14 protein-coding genes are annotated in these 15,979 nt (G+C 72.0%); 7 read left to right on the plus strand and 7 right to left on the minus strand.

Going from position 1 to position 15,979, the window contains the following annotated elements; genetic code table 11:
* Positions 1-104: 104 nt before the first annotated feature.
* Together FHX52_RS17440 and FHX52_RS17445 are read right to left on the minus strand one after the other, a co-directional pair.
* Entirely contained in the window at positions 105-458 is a 354-nt protein-coding gene (locus FHX52_RS17440) for a hypothetical protein (RefSeq protein ID WP_141823541.1), read from the minus strand.
* Positions 413-1,033 (minus strand): type IV toxin-antitoxin system AbiEi family antitoxin domain-containing protein, encoded by a 621-nt coding sequence (locus tag FHX52_RS17445; protein ID WP_185747344.1) that lies wholly within the window; start codon positions 1,031-1,033, stop codon positions 413-415. Before FHX52_RS17445 ends, FHX52_RS17440 begins: the two co-directional genes overlap by 46 nt.
* 232 nt (positions 1,034-1,265) lie before the next feature.
* On the opposite strand from FHX52_RS17445, the gene FHX52_RS17450 reads away from it, so the two are divergent.
* Both FHX52_RS17450 and FHX52_RS17455 read left to right on the plus strand, forming a co-directional pair.
* Positions 1,266-3,209, plus strand: coding sequence for a galactose oxidase early set domain-containing protein (locus FHX52_RS17450; RefSeq protein WP_141823543.1), 1,944 nt, complete (start codon positions 1,266-1,268; stop codon positions 3,207-3,209).
* A gap of 46 nt (positions 3,210-3,255) precedes the next feature.
* Entirely contained in the window at positions 3,256-4,152 is an 897-nt protein-coding gene (locus FHX52_RS17455; protein ID WP_141823544.1) for a PHP domain-containing protein, read from the plus strand.
* 35 nt (positions 4,153-4,187) lie between these two features.
* Here FHX52_RS17455 and FHX52_RS17460 read toward each other — a convergent pair whose 3' ends face one another.
* From FHX52_RS17460 to FHX52_RS17475, 4 genes are read right to left on the minus strand one after another with little or no spacing between them, the layout of a single operon-like run.
* Positions 4,188-5,054, minus strand: a complete 867-nt coding sequence (locus FHX52_RS17460; protein ID WP_141823545.1) for an acyl-CoA thioesterase — start codon at positions 5,052-5,054, stop codon at positions 4,188-4,190.
* Complete coding sequence (locus FHX52_RS17465; RefSeq protein WP_141823546.1) at positions 5,051-5,881, minus strand: DUF1295 domain-containing protein; 831 nt, start codon at positions 5,879-5,881, stop codon at positions 5,051-5,053. The genes FHX52_RS17460 and FHX52_RS17465 overlap by 4 nt, the downstream gene beginning before the upstream one ends.
* On the minus strand, positions 5,878-6,813 hold the full coding sequence (locus FHX52_RS17470) for an SDR family NAD(P)-dependent oxidoreductase (RefSeq protein ID WP_221630630.1): 936 nt from the start codon (positions 6,811-6,813) through the stop codon (positions 5,878-5,880). The genes FHX52_RS17465 and FHX52_RS17470 overlap by 4 nt, the downstream gene beginning before the upstream one ends.
* Positions 6,810-8,021: an acetyl-CoA C-acyltransferase gene (locus FHX52_RS17475; protein ID WP_141823547.1), complete on the minus strand. Its 1,212-nt coding sequence runs from the start codon at positions 8,019-8,021 to the stop codon at positions 6,810-6,812. Before FHX52_RS17475 ends, FHX52_RS17470 begins: the two co-directional genes overlap by 4 nt.
* Positions 8,022-8,141: 120 nt before the next feature.
* On the opposite strand from FHX52_RS17475, the gene FHX52_RS17480 reads away from it, so the two are divergent.
* The 5 genes from FHX52_RS17480 to FHX52_RS17500 all read left to right on the plus strand — a co-directional run bounded on the left by FHX52_RS17480 (position 8,142) and on the right by FHX52_RS17500 (position 14,334).
* Positions 8,142-9,377 carry an acetyl-CoA acetyltransferase gene (locus tag FHX52_RS17480; RefSeq protein WP_141823548.1) on the plus strand — a complete coding sequence of 412 codons (1,236 nt, stop codon included), beginning with the start codon at positions 8,142-8,144 and terminating at the stop codon, positions 9,375-9,377.
* 79 nt (positions 9,378-9,456) lie between these two features.
* Positions 9,457-10,974 (plus strand): carotenoid oxygenase family protein, encoded by a 1,518-nt coding sequence (locus tag FHX52_RS17485; protein WP_141823549.1) that lies wholly within the window; start codon positions 9,457-9,459, stop codon positions 10,972-10,974.
* Between the two features lie 20 nt (positions 10,975-10,994).
* Complete coding sequence (locus FHX52_RS17490) at positions 10,995-11,987, plus strand: winged helix-turn-helix transcriptional regulator (protein WP_141823550.1); 993 nt, start codon at positions 10,995-10,997, stop codon at positions 11,985-11,987.
* Entirely contained in the window at positions 11,984-13,549 is a 1,566-nt protein-coding gene (locus FHX52_RS17495) for a long-chain-fatty-acid--CoA ligase (protein ID WP_141823551.1), read from the plus strand. Before FHX52_RS17490 ends, FHX52_RS17495 begins: the two co-directional genes overlap by 4 nt.
* Positions 13,546-14,334 carry a VOC family protein gene (locus tag FHX52_RS17500; RefSeq protein ID WP_141823552.1) on the plus strand — a complete coding sequence of 263 codons (789 nt, stop codon included), beginning with the start codon at positions 13,546-13,548 and terminating at the stop codon, positions 14,332-14,334. The genes FHX52_RS17495 and FHX52_RS17500 overlap by 4 nt, the downstream gene beginning before the upstream one ends.
* On the opposite strand, the gene FHX52_RS17505 is transcribed toward FHX52_RS17500, so the two are convergent.
* Positions 14,316-15,974 carry a long-chain-fatty-acid--CoA ligase gene (locus tag FHX52_RS17505; RefSeq protein ID WP_185747345.1) on the minus strand — a complete coding sequence of 553 codons (1,659 nt, stop codon included), beginning with the start codon at positions 15,972-15,974 and terminating at the stop codon, positions 14,316-14,318. The genes FHX52_RS17500 and FHX52_RS17505 overlap by 19 nt on opposite strands.
* Positions 15,975-15,979: the final 5 nt, after the last annotated feature.

Here is a 15,979-nt window from a genome sequence, read left to right on the forward strand (position 1 = left end):
CGCGCCCGCAGCTGTGTCAGCCGGTCCCGACCTGCGCGCCCCGGCACCTCGCAACACACCGAGCAATCGGCAACACCCCGAGGTATGCCGCGTGGGGTTGCCGACTACTCGGTGTGTTTCCGCGCGCGGGTCGGCCTGGCGGCTAGGATCCGGGCGCCGAGCAGCCCCGGGCGGGGCAGCTCGTCCCAGATGACCCGTTCGACGGGGTGCCCGAGCCGGCGGATGACGTCTTCGCGCCGTTTCTCGGCCCAGACGATCTCGGCCGCGAACTCGCCCTCACCCCGGTACTTCACCCGTCCGTCGAACTCGAGCACCACCCCCTCGACGAGGAAGTCGACGCGAGCCACGGGGTTGCCGGCTGCGTCCGTGATCCAGAACTGGCTCTCGTAGGCGAGACCGAGATCCTGAAGGATCAGACGGGTTCGTGACTCGCCGGCCGACTCGGCCAGCGGGTCCATCCGCAACACGGCGTCGAGCGCCCGGCCCGACCCTCGTGGGGCGAGACGAGCGCCACCTCCGCCAGCAGCTCCTCGACGGTGACCATCTCGCGGTGCAGCGCCGCGTCGCCGGCCACGACCGCGCAGTCCCTGCCCATCGTCAGCGCGGTGCGCACGACCGCTCTCGCCACGGGCACGACGCCGATCGAACCGAACCGGACGGGCCGCACGTCGCCCCGCGGGTGCAGGTGCACTCCCGTCCGGCGCACCGTCTGGCCCACGTCGGCGAGCAGGTCGACGCGGTCGACGTCATGGCCCCACAGGGGTAGCCCGTGCAGCGCCAGAGCCGCGTGGTGGCTGACGATGTCGCCGTCTCGCGTGTGGCTCACCGCCCGCACGAGCAGACGGAAGCGCTCATCCTGGTCCGCATCGCGCCAGCGCACGCCCTCGACATAGGCGGCCCGGCGCGGGCGAAGGAGCTCGCCCGACCGCACCGCCCGTCTCAGCTCGAGGTGGTCGACACCGAGCGCGGCGGCCTGCGCCGAGCTGAAGGCGCCGTCCTGGCGGCCGGCGAGAGCGCGAAGTCGAACGTCCATGCGCAGCACGCTGGACGGCATACGGCGGCGGTGGAAGAGGCCCGCTGCACGCTGTGGACGACCGCGGTCGGCCCGCCCCCAGGTGTGGACGGTCGCGAACACACCGAGCAGTCGACAAGACCACGCGGCACACCTCGTGACGTTGACGGTTGCTCGGTGTGTTGCGAGCCAGGGTGGGTCGAATCCGACGAATCGGGCACATTGTCGCGGACTCGTGCCTACTCTCGAAGGCGTGGGGGTGCGCCCGTGGGGTCTGGTCGCTGTCGCCGTGGTGCCGGTGGCGCTCGGGGTGACGTTGTCGGGCGTGCCCGCGCACGCCGAGTCGACCGACACCCCGGGCACCGGTCACGGCCGGCACAGCGCCGGCGCAGGTCAGGACGCCACCGTCTCTGACCGTCTCGCCGGCACCCTCGGGACCGCCCCCGGCCCCGCCCCGCGGGGCAGCCGCCCTGCTGCCACCGCCGGCAAGGGCAGCCACTCGATGACCGGCCCCGCCGAGGGCGCCGCGACCTCAGCGCACTCCGCGGCAATGGCGACGGCAGCGCCGTCGGCCGCCCTGGGCGCGATCGCCGCGACGACCCCCACGACGGCCGATGCCTGGAGCTCCGTCGGCACGTTCCGCACCGCCGAGGGGTGGTATGCCGCCCCCATCCACGCGACGCTGCTGCCGGACGGTCGGGTGCACTTCATCGGGATCGCCCGCGAGACCAACCCGCCGACCCCGACGTCGAGGGCGCGGCGCGTGTCGTGGGTCTTCACGCCTCCGCCCGTCGGCAGCGCGCCCGCGGCCGACACCGTCATCACCGAGGTGGCCGAGCCGGTCGAGCACACGGGCACGCCCTACGGTGACGCGAGCCTCTACGACGACCTCTACTGCACGAGTGCGACCCTCGACGACACCGGCCGCGTCGTCACGGCGGGCGGCACGCGCATCGTCTCCGACCGGGCGACGGGTGAGCTGCGCTACACGCTGGGGCTGCCCTACCAGACCGTCTTCGACGGCACGACGTGGCAGCGGCTGCCGGGCGAGATGGTCGGGCGCGGTTACCTCGACAGCGCGGCGCGGTGGTATCCGACCCTGACCCGCCTGCCCGACAAGCGGATGCTCGTCACCGGTGGCCTCGAGCTCATCACGCCCAACGCGTCGGGCACCGACAACCGCAGTGTCGAGACGCTCGACCCGCACACGGGCGAGCGCGCTCTCGTGTCGAGCCACGCCGCCACGCCCGTCGCGATCCACGCGCGCGACTACACGAGCGTCTTCGTCCTGCCGTATGCCGCAGCAGCCTCCGACCTGCTCATGATCGCCGACTCGGGCACGCCCGTGACGACCGCCGCCACGGCAGACGCCCCGTGGAACACGTTGCCGCGCAGGACTTCTCACGGGACGACGGACCAGTCGGGCTGGGGTGCCTCGAGCGTGATGCTGCCCATCCGCTCCGGCGCCGGGGCGGGAGCGGCCTACCGCAACGGCAGCATCCTCGTCACCGGTGGCGACATGGTCGGCACCTTCCAGCGCAGCGCCGACGTGCTCGACCCGGTGACGGGGCAGTGGGGGCCGTCGGTCGACCTCGGCATCAACCGCCACCACCCCGACGCCGTCGTGCTGGCCGACGGGCGGGTGCTGCTCGTCGCCGGTCACGACATGACCGGTGCGACCGACGTCCAGCGGGCGCAGTACGTCGACCCGCTCTCGGGCTTCTCGGTGACGACCGGCGCGAGCGCGTCGGGGGTCATCCGCGGCTACCACTCCGTCGCGCTGCTCCTGCCCGACGGCCGCGTGCTCGTCGGCGGCGGCCGTGATGTCGTGACAGCGGACTCGCTCGAGAAGCCGACCTACCAGATCTACACCCCGGACTACCTGGCGCGCGCCCGTCCGATGATCGCGTCGGCCCCGTCGCAGCTGGAGTACGGCGCGCTCTTCCAGCTGCCGACCGTCGGGACCCCGTCGGAGGTCGTCCTCGTCGCCCTCGGGTCGCAGACCCATTCCTTCGACACCGGCCAGCGGGTCGTGCAGCTGCCCGTCGGCGTCACCTACAACCGCGCCGACGGCGCCGCCCTCAGCATCGTCGGCACTCCGGCGGACTCGCACGTCGCACCGCCGGGCTACTACGGGCTCGTCGTCCTCGACGGTGCGCGGACCCCGTCGGTCGCGAAGGTCGTCCACGTGGGGTGACGCGGAGCACAGCCTGCACGGCCTGATCCCGTCCTAGAGTGTGCGCGTGACCAGCGAGCTCAACGCGCACGGGACCGGGCGGAAGCCGGGTCCGGTCATCGACCTGCACGCGCACTCGAACGTCAGCGACGGGACCGAGACCCCGACAGAGCTTGTCGAGGCGGCCGCTGCGGCCGGCATCGACGTGCTCGCGATCACCGACCACGACACCGTCGGCGGGTGGGAGGAGGCCGCGGCCGCCGCTCGCCGGACGGGCGTGACGCTCGTGCCGGGCATCGAGGTGTCGTGCGCCCTCGGTGGGGTCTCGATCCACCTGCTCGGCTACCTCACCGACCCCGGCGACGAGGCCCTCACGGCCGAGCTCGCCCGTGCCCGTGAGTCCCGCGCCACCCGGCTGGAACGGATGGTCGCGCGGATGGCCGCGGACGGCATACCGGTGACGTACGAGCAGGTGCTCGCGCAGGTGGCCCCCGGCGCCACCGCGGGGCGCCCGCACATCGCCGACGCCCTCATCGCGAACGGCACCATCCGGCATCGCGACGAGGCCTTCGCCGAGTGGCTCGCCGAGGACTCGCCCTACTACGTCGCGCACCATGCGCCGCACCCCGTGCGCGCGGTCGAGCTCGTGCGGGCAGCGGGTGGGGTGCCCGTCATCGCGCACCCCTTCACGCGCACGCGCTCGCGCGGCGCCGACGAGGCGCTCATCGAGCAGATGTATGCCGCCGGGCTGGCCGGGCTGGAGGCCTACCACCGCGACCACGGCCCCGAGCAGATCGCGCGGGCAGAAGCGGTCGCCGAACGGCTCGGGCTGCTGCTGACGGGCTCGAGCGACTACCACGGTCAGGGCAAGCTCAACCGTCTCGGCGAGCGCACCACGAGAGCGGAGGTGCTCGACGCGATCGAGCAGGAGTCGTCGGGCGGCACGGCCGTCGTGCGTCCCTAAGCCGCTCGCCCGCGGGGCACCGGGCGAGATCGCCCTCAACCTGCGTGCGGCCTGATCAGCGCCTCCTGCGCGACGTGGCAGACCTCGCGGCCGTCCGCGTCGAAGGCCGTCGCCTCGATGAGGGCCCGGGAGGCGTGCGCCGCCGGGGTCGTGTGGTCGAAGAGGAGCCAGGCGTCGGCCCGGGCCTCGCGGTGGAACCAGATCGCGTGGTCGAGCGACACGGCTCGCCACCGGGCAGCCAGCGACCGCTCGTGACCCGTCGTGTGCCCGTGCGGCGTCACGGCGGTCGACATGAGCATGAGGTCGCTGGCGTAGGCGATCGTGGCGCGGTGCACGAGCGGGTCGTCGGGCAGCGACTCTCGCGAGCGCATCCAGATGCCGTTCGGTGGCGATGCGGAGTGGGCCGGATGCGTCTCTCGCAGAACGGGATCCACTCGCAGCTCGATGGCAGCGAACTCCTCCCAGTAGTCGCCGAGGCCGCCGGTGGCCTCGGCGACATCGCGCAGATCGGGGCTCGCGTCGGCACCTGCCGACGGGGGCGCGGGGCGCTGGTGCGTGAGACCGTCGACGAGGGCACAGCACGAGACGGTCGACCGGCAGAGCAGACGCTCACCCTGCCAGACGCCCACGTCGAGCGTCGTGATGAGGCCGCCCGTGCGAAGCGTCTCCGCGACGAAGCGCACGGGCTCACCCGGGCGCCCGGCGCGCAGGAACGTCGTGTGGATCGAGTGCACGGGGCGCTCCTCGCCCGCCGTGCGCCCCGCGGCAACGACCGACTGTGCGACGAGCTGGCCTCCGTAGAGGTGGGGCAGGCGCACGGTGTCGGTGCGGCCGAGCCAGGTCGTCTCCGACTCGCGGCGGAGGTCGAGCAGGTCGACGAGCCCGCTGACGCGCTGCGTCACGACGCGCCCTCCGCGCGGGTGGTGCGGCGTGGCGGGCGCGGGAAGAAGCCGCTCGTTCGCGCGATGTAGTCGTCGTAGGCCGCGCCCCGCTTGCGGCGCATGCCCTTCTCGAGAAGGGCCTTGCCGCTGTAGCTGACGAGGAGCTTGGTCATGACGATCGGTGAGACGACCGTGAGCAGGCCGACGGGGCTGCCGAGCGCGAGGAGGAAGAGGCCGACCCACACGCAGGAGTCGCCGAAGTAGTTGGGGTGGCGCGTCCAGGCCCACAGACCGCGGTCCATGATGCGCCCCTCGTTGGCCGGCTCTGCCTTGAAGCGAGCGAGCTGCTGGTCGCCCACGGCCTCGAAGGCGAAGCCGACGAGCCACACGGCGATCCCCAGGCCGCCGAGCACGCCGAGCGGCGCTGACTCGTACATCGCGACCTGCACGGGCAGCGACACGACGACCACGAGCAGGCCCTGGAGCCCATAGACCTTGCGCACGAGGTAGCCGACGAGCGACCCGGTCCGGTGGCGCATGAGGGCCGTGTAGCGCGGGTCCTCGCCGTGGCCGCGGTTGCGACGACCGATGTGGAGTCCGAGCCGCAGGCCCCAGACGGACGTGAGGACGAGCACGACCAGACGTCGTGTCGAGTCACCCTCGGAGCCGGCAGAGACCAGGTAGGAGACGACGGCGACGACGACGAAGGCCGGACCCCAGAAGATGTCGATGATCGAGTGGTTCTTCGCCCGGATCGAGACCGCCATGACGACGGCCATGAGCGCTGTGACGGCGATGATGCTGGCGAGGATGTTGAGGCCGACTGCAGCCCAGGGGAACTCGGTCATGAAACGGCCTCCGATGCCAGCTGCTGGAAGGCCTCCTGGGCCTCGGTGAAGGTGTGCGAGGTGCCGGCCGCACTCTGCTCGAGCAGGTGCGCGAGGGCCTCGGGCGCGAGGTCGCCGACGGGCAGGGACACGGTGCCGAGCTCGACGCTCTGCGCGAGGCGGAGGACGCCTCCACCGGTGACGACGACCTGCCCGTTGATGGTCGACGTCGGGTCGACGAGCGCCCCGACGACAGGTGCGACCGCCTCGGGGGTCATTCGGGCTGCATGCCGGGGGTCCATGCCCGCGTCGGTCATCTGGGTCGTCGCGTAGGGGAGGAGGGCGTTGCACAGGACGTCGCGCCGGGCGCCCTCGACGGCAGCAGTGCGGGCCAGCGCGATGACGGCGCCCTTGCTCGCGGCATACGCGGAGACCGTGGGCTCCCCGTGCAGGCCGGCGGTCGAGGCGACCACGACGATGCGCCCGTGACCCGCGTCTCGCATGACGCGGGAGGCGGCGGCCACGACGAGCGCGGTGCCGATGACGTTGACGGCGAGCACCCCGCGAAGGTTCTCGGGGGTGGTCTTGTGGAGCATCTGGGGTGAGCTGACGGCGGCGCTCGTGACGCAGATGTCGAGGCGCCCGAAGTGTTCGAGTGCCGAGGCGACGAGCGCCTCGGCGGTCGCCGGGTCGGCCACGTCGCCGTGGTCGGCGACGGCCCGGCCACCCGTGGCGCAGACCTGCCGGGCGACGTGGTCGGCTGGTCCAAGGCCGTCGGCGTCGACCTCGCGGTTGCGGTTGTTGACGACGACGGCGGCCCCGAGGTGGGCGAGGTGGAGGGCGAAGGCGCGACCCAGACCCTTGCCGCCGCCGGTGACGATCGCGACCCGGCCCTCGAGCGGCCGACCCGGATGTGGCTCGGCGATGGTCGCGGCGCCCTGTGAGGTCGTCACGACGCGACCCGCTCGATGAGGACGGCCACGCCGAGCCCGGCCGCGCCGCTGACGGCGGCGACGCCGTAGCGCCCGCCCCGCCGCTCGAGCTCCTCGACGCAGCTGCCGACGAGGATCGCCCCGGTGGCGCCGAAGGCATGGCCCATCGCCATGGTGCCGCCGTTGGGATTCATGCGGTCAGGGCCGGCTCCGAGGTCACGGCGGAAGCGGAGGCACAGGGCCGAGAAGGCCTCGGCGAACTCGAAGACGTCGATGTCGTTGGGGGACAGTCCTGCTCGCGCGATCACCTGCTCGACGGCGCTCTGGCCGGCGGTGAGCATGACGACCGGGTTGACCGCGGTCGAGGCGGCGCCGACGATGCGGGCCCGCGGCGTGATGCCGGCCGCCGCCGCGGCCTCCGGCGACCCGATGAGCAGCAGCGCGGCGGCGTCGGCGACCTGCGGGGAGGTGCCGATCGTGTGGAGGTGGTCGATGTGGTCGATCCCCGTCCAGGCGCCGAGGGCGATCTCGTCCTGCCCGGCCGCCCCCACCTCGGCGAAGGCCGGGGGCAGGGCGGCCAGCGACTCGAGAGTCGTGCCCGGGCGGACGAGCTCGTCGTGGTCGAGACCACCGCGCTCGGCGGTCGCCGGCACGGGCACGACCGAACGGTCGAAGGTGCCGGCGGCCCAGGCGGCAGCGGCCTTGTGCTGCGTCTCGAGGCCGTAGGCGTCGAGCTCCTCGCGGGAGAAGCCCTCCAGCGTGGCGTTGAGGTCTGCGGAGATGCCCATGAGCACAGCGCCGATGCGACGGGTGGTGGGCGGGTCGCAGTAGAGCGGGCCGCGGTCGGCGAACATCGGCACGCGGGACACGCTCTCGACCCCGCCGGCGACGGCCAGGCGCAGGTCGCCGGCCCGCACGCGCGCCGCGGTCTGGCCGACAGCGTCGACGCCGGAGGCGCAGAAGCGGTTGATCGTCGCCCCCGGCACGTCGTCGCCCCAGCCCGCGAGCAGGGCGGCGGTGCGGGCGATGTCGGCCCCCTGGTCGTCGACCTGGGTGGCGCAGCCGAGCGTGATGTCGTCGACCGTCTCGGACCGCAGCCCGGTGCGCTCGACGAGGGCCTGCTGGAGGTGCACGACGAGGTCGACGGCGGTGTGGTCGTGCAGCGAGCCCTTCGCCGTGCCCTTGCCTCGCGGGGTCCGCACGTAGTCGAGAACGAGCGCGTCGGTCATGTTGTCCTCTTCACGGATCGGGGGATACTCTGCTAGTTGTAGTACGTAGCGGAGGGCGTTGACAAGCCCGACGGCATACCTTGGCGACGGAGTGGCGATGGCGCCACGAAGGAGACGGCGATGGCGGACGAGACGGGCGTCTGGGTGCTCGGTGGATACCAGAGCGACTTCGCGCGCAACCTCACGCGGGAGGGGCGCGACTACGCCGACCTCACCCGCGAGGTCGTCGACGGCACGCTCGAGGCGGCGGGTGTCGACGGGAGCGGCATCGGGGTCGTGCACGTCGGCAACGCCTTCGGGCAGCTCTTCGCCGGCCAGGGGCAGCTCGGGGCGATGCCCGCGACCGTGCGCGAGGACCTCTGGGGCGTCCCTGCCTCGCGGCACGAGGCCGCCTGCGCGAGCGGCGGCATCGCGATCCTGTCGGCGATGGCCGACCTGCGCGCGGGCAACTACGACAGCGCGCTGGTCGTCGGCCTCGAGCTCGAGAAGACCGTGCCCGGCGACCAGGCTGCGGGCCACCTCGGCGCCGCCGCCTGGGTCGGGCACGAGGGCGAGAGCGCGACCTTCATGTGGCCGCACATGTTCAGCACCGTCGCCGACGTCTACGACGCGCGCTACGGGCTCGACGAGGCGCACCTTCGCGCCATCGCGTCCGTCAACCTCGGCAATGCCCGGCGCAACCCGAACGCCCAGACGCGCGGCTGGACGGTGCCCGACCTCACGGGCGACGCCGGCTCCGACGACGCCACCAACCCCGTCGTCGAGGGCCGGGTGCGGCGCTTCGACTGCAGCCAGGTGACCGACGGTGGCGCGGGGGTCGTGCTCGTCTCGGACGCCTGGCGCCGTGCCCACCCCGAGGTCTCGGCGACACCGCTGGCCCGGGTGCTCGGCTGGGGCCACCGCACTGTGGGGCTCGGCCTGCAGCAGAAGCTCACCCGCGACGCCGACGACCCCTACGTGCTCCCGCACGTGCGCCAGACCGTCCTCGACGCCTTCCGCCGCGCCAGGGTCGACCTCGACGACCTCGACGGGCTCGAGACCCACGACTGCTTCACGCCGAGCGAGTACCTCGCGATCGACCACATCGGACTCACCGGCCCGGGTGAGTCGTGGAAGGCGATCGAGAACGGCGAGATCGAGATGGGTGGTCGGCTGCCGATCAACCCCAGCGGCGGTCTCATCGGGGGCGGCCACCCCGTCGGAGCGAGCGGCGTCCGCATGCTGCTCGACGCCACGAAGCAGGTGAGCGGCACGGCGGGTGACTACCAGGTCGAGGGCGCGCGCACCTTCGCCACCCTCAACTTCGGGGGCAGCACCGCCACCACCGTCAGCTTCGTCGTCGGCTCCGCAGCCTGACGCCGCAACCGAACCCACCGCACCCACCCAGACCCACCTGAAACCACCTGAACCCACCCGAGACGAAGGAAGCCCGCGCATGGATGTCGAAGTCGTCGGTCGTCTGCTCTCCACCCTGCCCGCAGACGACGACCACCCGTATCGCACGGGCCCGTGGCGACCCCAGACGACGGAATGGAGGGCCGACGACCTCGAGGTCGTCGAGGGCGCGGTCCCGACCGACCTCGACGGCGTCTACCTGCGCAACACCGAGAACCCGGTCCACCCGTCGATGAAGAACTACCACCCCTTCGACGGCGACGGCATGATCCACGTCGTCGGCTTCCGCGACGGGAAAGCCTTCTACCGCAACCGTTTCGTGCGCACCGACGGACTGGCCGCGGAGCAGGAGGCCGGGCACGCGCTGTGGGCGGGTCTCGCCGAGTCGCCGTCGCTGTCGCTGCGCGAGGACGGCTGGGGTGCGCGCCGGCGCATGAAGGACGCCTCGAGCACCGACGTCATCGTGCACCGCGGCACGGCCCTGACGAGCTTCTACCAGTGTGGCGACCTCTACCGCCTCGACCCGATGTCGGCCGAGACCCTCGGCAAGGAGACGTGGAACGGCAGGTTCCCCTTCGAGTGGGGTGTCTCCGCCCACCCGAAGGTCGACGACCGCACCGGCGAGATGCTGTTCTTCAACTACAGCAAGGACGCGCCCTACATGCACTACGGCGTCGTCGACGAGAGCAACGAGCTGGCCCACTACATCGACGTGCCGCTGCCAGGCCCTCGTCTGCCGCACGACATGGCCTTCACCGAGAACTACGCGATCCTCAACGACTGCCCCCTCTTCTGGGAGCCCGAGCTGCTCGCCAAGGGCGCCCACGTGGCGCGCTTCCACCCCGACCTGCCGACCCGCTTCGCCGTCATCCCGCGGCGTGGGCAGACCTCCGACATCCGGTGGTTCGAGGCTGAGTCGACCTACGTCCTGCACTTCGTCAACGCGTACGAGGAGGGCGACGAGATCGTGCTCGACGGCTTCTTCCAGGGTGACCCCGAGCCCGCCGACAACGGGATGGGCAACAAGTGGGAGCGCGCCTTCCGCTTCCTCGCCCTCGACCGCATGCAGGCGCGCCTGCACCGGTGGCGGCTCAACCTCTCGACGGGGCTCGTCAAGGAGGAGCCGCTGAGCGAGAGCATCACCGAGTTCGGCATGATCAACGGTGCCGTCGCCGGCACCAAGCACCGGTATGCGTACGCCGCCTCGGGCAAGCCCCACTGGTTCCTCTTCGACGGGCTCGTCAAGCACGACGTCCTCACCGGCTCGGAGGAGCGCTTCTCCTTCGGCGACGGGGTCTACGGCAGCGAGACCGCCATGGCGCCGCGGGTCGGTGGCACCGCCGAGGACGACGGGTACCTCGTCACGCTGACGACCGACATGAACGCCGACGCGTCGTATGCCGTGGTCTTCGACGCCGCTCGCGTGGCCGACGGGCCGGTGTGCAAGCTCAAGCTGCCCGAGCGCATCTCGAGCGGCACGCACTCCACGTGGGCCCCGGGCTCCGAGCTGCGACGGTGGCAGCAGACGGACACCGCGGCCGAGGCTGTCGGACTCTGACGGCATACGACCCCGCCCCCATGGACGACACCGCGCCGACCGACCTCACCCAGCCCACCCGTCTGCCTGCCGGCGGGCCCAACGCCATCGGCCACATGCTCGGGCTGCTCGGGGACGAGTGGACGCTGCTCCTTCTCCAACAGGCCCTGCAGGGGGTGACGCGCTACGGCCAGTTCAAGGAGACGCTCCCCATCTCGAACTCCGTGCTGACCGCACGACTGCGCAGTCTCAGCGAGGCACAGCTGCTCGAACGCCATGTCTACCAGTCGAATCCGGAGAGGGCGGAGTACCTCACCACCCCGCGGAGCCGTTCGCTGTGGCCGGTCATGCTCGCGATCTGGGAGTGGGAGCGGCAGTGGGTGCCGGAGCACCCGGCGCCCCTGCCGGCCATGCACCACTCCGTGTGTGGCCACGACTTCGCCCCGGTCGTCGTGTGCCAGGCGTGCGGCAAGCCCTTCGAGCCCCGCGAGGTCGTGGCGGAGTGGGGCCCGAGCGGCTCGTGGGCGCGGTCGGTGCCCCAGGCGACGACGCGGCGCCGCTGGGAGCCCGAGGCGGGCCACCAGTACCCCGGCCTCTTCCCGCAGACGATGGCCATCTTCGGCAACCGCTGGTCGTCGGCGCTCATAGGTGCCGCCTTCCGCGGCGTCACCCGGTTCACCGACTTCGAGGCCAACCTCGGGGCGCCCCCGACCCTCGTCGCCGACCGGCTCCGGTCGTTCTGCGCGATCGGGGTGCTCGAGCCACGGGCCAACCCGGACCGCCCCGACTGGGCGGAGTACGGCCTCACGCCCAAGGGCCGCGCGTTCTATCCCGTCATCGCGGCCTCGATCGCCTGGGCCGAGCACTGGTTCGTCTCCCCGGAGGGGCGAGCCGTCGTGCAGCACCACCGCACCTGCGGCGAGGAGCTGACCGCGATCTTCACCTGCGACCAGTGCGAGCGCCCGCTGGCGGGCAACGACGTCACCGTGGTCCCGGCCGACGATGCCCGGGACCCTCACGAAGGAGAGGCATGACCGCGCCGACGACCATCGCCGACATCATCCGCACCACGAGCAGGGAGCACCCCGGCTCGCCGGCGGTGGTGGGGGAGGGCCGGCCGGTGACGCACGGCGAGCTGGGCCGGCGCTCCGACGCTCTCGCGTCCGGGCTCGTCTCGTGGGGCCTCGGCCCGGGCGACCGCGTCGCCTACCTCGCTCGCAACGCCACGGAGTACTGGGAGCTCTTCTTCGCGGCCGCCAAGGCAGGCGTCGCCGTCGTGCCGCTCAACTTCCGGCTGTCGCGTGACGAGGTCGCCTACGTGCTCGGCGACTGCGAGCCCGCCGTCCTCCTCGTCGAGGACCACCTCACGTTGCTCGTGCCGAGCGGGTATGCGGGTCACCGCCTCGTCTTCTCGCAGAGCGGCTCGTTGACGAGCACGCCCGAGGGCTGGTCGAGCTACGAGGAGTGGCTCGCCGAGCAGGCGGAGGTCGACCCCTGTCGCGACGTCGGGGGTGACGCGCTCTGCTCGATCATGTACTCCTCGGGCACGACCGGCCGGCCCAAGGGTGTGATGACCACGGTCGCCGGAATGCTCTGGGCCGTCAGCGCCTTCAGCTCGCAGTTCGTGGTCACGGCGAGCTCGGTCAGCCTCGTGCCGACGCCGTACTACCACATCGCCGCCGGCGGATGGTCGCTCATCGCGCTCTCTGCGGGCGGTCGCATCGTCCAGTTCACCGAGGTGACGCCGGCCACCATGCTCGGGCTGCTCGTCGGTCACCGGGCGACCCACGTCATCATGGTGCCCACCGTCATGCAGCTGTTCATCACGAGCCCGGAGGCGTCGGCCGCCGACTACTCGAGCGTCGAGTACGTCGTCTACGGCGGCTCGCCCATCTCCGAGACCGTCATGGTGGGCGCCAAGGAGGTCTTCGGGGCCAAGCTCGCGCAGAGCTATGGGCTGACCGAGACGATCGGCGTGACGACGATCCTGCGCGACGAGGACCACGTCACGGGTCCGGACAGCAAGCTGCGTTCGGCAGGGCGAGCCGTGCCCGGCGTCGAGGTCGCCGTCTTCGACCCCAGCACCGGATCTGCCTGTGCCACCGGCGAGGTCGGTGAGATCGTCACCCGCGGTCCCGGTGTCACCCATGGCTACTGGCGACTGCCCGAGGCAACGGAGTCGTCCTTCTGGCCCGGAGGCTGGTTCCGCACCGGCGATGCGGGCTTCCTCGACGACGAGGGCTACGTCTTCCTCAAGGACCGCATCAAGGACCTCGTCATGTCCGGTGGCGAGAACATCTACCCCGCAGAGGTCGAGAACGTCGTCATGGCCCACCCGGACGTGCAGGAGGTGGCCGTCATCGGCGTGCCCTCCGACCGGTGGGGGGAGTCGCCCATCGCCGTCGTCGCTCCCCGGGCAGGCCACACCGTCGACCCGGACGAGCTCATCGCCTTCACGAGGGAGCGGCTCGCGCACTACAAGTGCCCCACGGCCGTCGCGGTCGTCGACGCACTGCCCCGCAACCCTTCCGGCAAGGTGCTGAAGCGCGACCTTCGCGCTCCCTACTGGGCCGGCCACGACAGGAGCATCGGATGAGCCTCACTCCCGCGCAGCGCGCCATCCTCAGGCAGGTCGTCATCGGCTCGCCGGATCTCGACGCCACGACCCGAGAGCTGCGCGAGTCGCTCGGTGTGGCAAGGGGTTTCGCCGACCCCTTGCTGGAGGAGATCGGCATGGCCGACGAGACCATCCGGGTTGGCCCCGAGGCGCACCTCGAGGTCGTCGCCCCGCTGCGCGGGGACGTCTCGCTCGCAGCCTGGCTGCGCAAGGCCGGTGGTGGCGGGGGCTACGCCCTGTCGATCCAGGTGCCCGACCTCACGCCTCACCTCGCCGCAGCGGCGCGGCAGGGAGTGCGCGTCGTCGCCGACCTCGTGGCCTACGGCCATCGCATCGTGCAGCTGCACCCGGGCGACATGGGCCTGCTCATCGAGCTCGACGAGATCGCCGACCCGGCAGCCTGGTTCTGGGACGACATCGAGGCGGAGGTCGCGACCGCGCCGCGCGTCGACGACGTGCTCGCCGTCGAGATCACCTCGCACGACCCGCGAGCGCAGGTCGCCCTGTGGGCCTCGGTGCTGGGCGCGGAGGTGGACCCCACCGACTCAGAGCCGCGAATCAACCTGGGCCGCCGTGAGATCCGCTTCGTCGAGGGGTCACGCAAGATGCTGTCGGCGATCGACCTCGCAGCCGTCGACCCCGAGGCGCACGCGGGGACAGCCGTCGACGTCGCCGGTGTGCACCTGCGTCTGGTCGACCCGGCGGCGGCCACAGTGACGGCCGCCGCCGCGACTGCCCAGCCCGCTCAGCTCGGGTCGGCGTAGTCCTCACGCAGCCGCGTCTTGAGGAGCTTGCCGCTCGCGTTGAGCGGCAGGGCGTCGACGAAGGCCACCCCGACGGGGCACTTGTAGTGCGCCATCTGCTCCCGCGCCCAGGCGATGAGGCCGGCCTCGTCGAGGTCGCTCCCCGGCGCGCGCACGACGACGGCGAAGGGTGACTCACCCCAGCGGGCCGACCGGATGCCGATGACGGCTGCGTGCGCCACTCCGGGGTGCCCGGTGAGGATGCTCTCGACCTCGGCCGGAAAGACGTTCTCGCCGCCGGAGACGATCATGTCCTTGAGCCGGTCGTGCAGGAAGAGGTAGCCCTCGGCATCCATCGACCCGCCGTCGCCGGTGCGCAGCCATCCGTCGGGCGTGATGGCGGCAGACGTCGCCTCCGGGTTGCGCCAGTAGCGACGCATGACGTGACCGCCGCCGATGAGCACCTCGCCCCGCTCGCCATGAGGCAGGTCCTCGAGGGTGACCGGGTCGACGACGCGCACGGGCACGTTGGCCATCGGGCGGCCCGCCGACCGAAGTCGGTGCGCCGTCTCCGGGGTGGGCCGGTGGTCCTCGGGCGACAGCATGGTGACGCCGCCGGTCGACTCCGTCAGCCCGTAGCTCTGGAGGAACTTGCAGCCGAAAACCACTGTGGCGTCACGCAGCACGGGCTCGGGGATGGGTGAGCTGCCGTAGACCATGTAGCGCAGCGCCGACCAGTCCGCCGTGCGCACCTCGGGCTGCCCGAGGAGGAACTGGATGACGGTGGGCACGGCGACGGCGTGCGTGACGGCATACGCCTGGAGGATGCGGATGAGGTCGGCCGGCCCGGTGGGGTTGAGCAGCAGGAGGGCGGCGCCGTTGACGACGCTGACGAGGGCGAGGCCGAAGCCGGAGACGTGGAAGAAGGGCACGGGCGCGAGCGCGACGCAGTCGGTGTCGAGCTCCAGCAGGTAGTGCATGGCCGCGATCGCCTGCCCGATGTTGGCGCCGGTCAGCTCGATGCCCTTGGGGCGCCCCGTGGTTCCCGACGTGTAGAACATCAGCGCCGTGTCGTCGGGTGAGCGCCGGTGGCCGGGGTCCTCGTCGCTGACGCCGTCGAGCCAGGCCTCCCAGCCCACGACCGTAGCGCCGGGCGTATGCCGTCCGTCCCCCTCCGCAGACAGCGTCACCACCCGCTTCACGCTGGGCACGGCGGCTGCGGCCTCGACGAGCCGCTCCTGCCCGTGGCCCAGCACGACGACGGACGGCTCGCTGTCGCCGAGGATGAACTCCATCTCCGGCACCGACAGCCGGAAGTTGAGGGCGGTCGGGATCGCGCCCATCTTCGACCCGCCGAAGAGCACGGCGAGGAAGGACGAGGCGTTCTCGCCGATGTAGCAGACGCGGTCGCCCACCGACACGCCGTCGCGCAGCAGAGCCTGCCCGACGCGGCTCGCGTCACGGTCGAGCTCGGCGAACGTCGTGCGCGTGTCGGCGGTGATGACGGCCGGGAGGTCGGGGGTCGCCGCGGCGCGCTGCCGGGTGATGTCCTCGAGACGCTCGACGCGGGTGCCGTCGGGATGCAGGGCGTAGTGCGGGTCGCGGTACTCCACCGGGGTGGGGGTCATCCACGTGCCGGGGGCCTGTGCTGCTCGCGTCATCGGGA

It is taken from the genome of Humibacillus xanthopallidus (genome assembly GCF_006717145.1).
In the GTDB taxonomy this organism is placed as follows: Bacteria; Actinomycetota; Actinomycetes; order Actinomycetales; family Dermatophilaceae; genus Humibacillus; species Humibacillus xanthopallidus.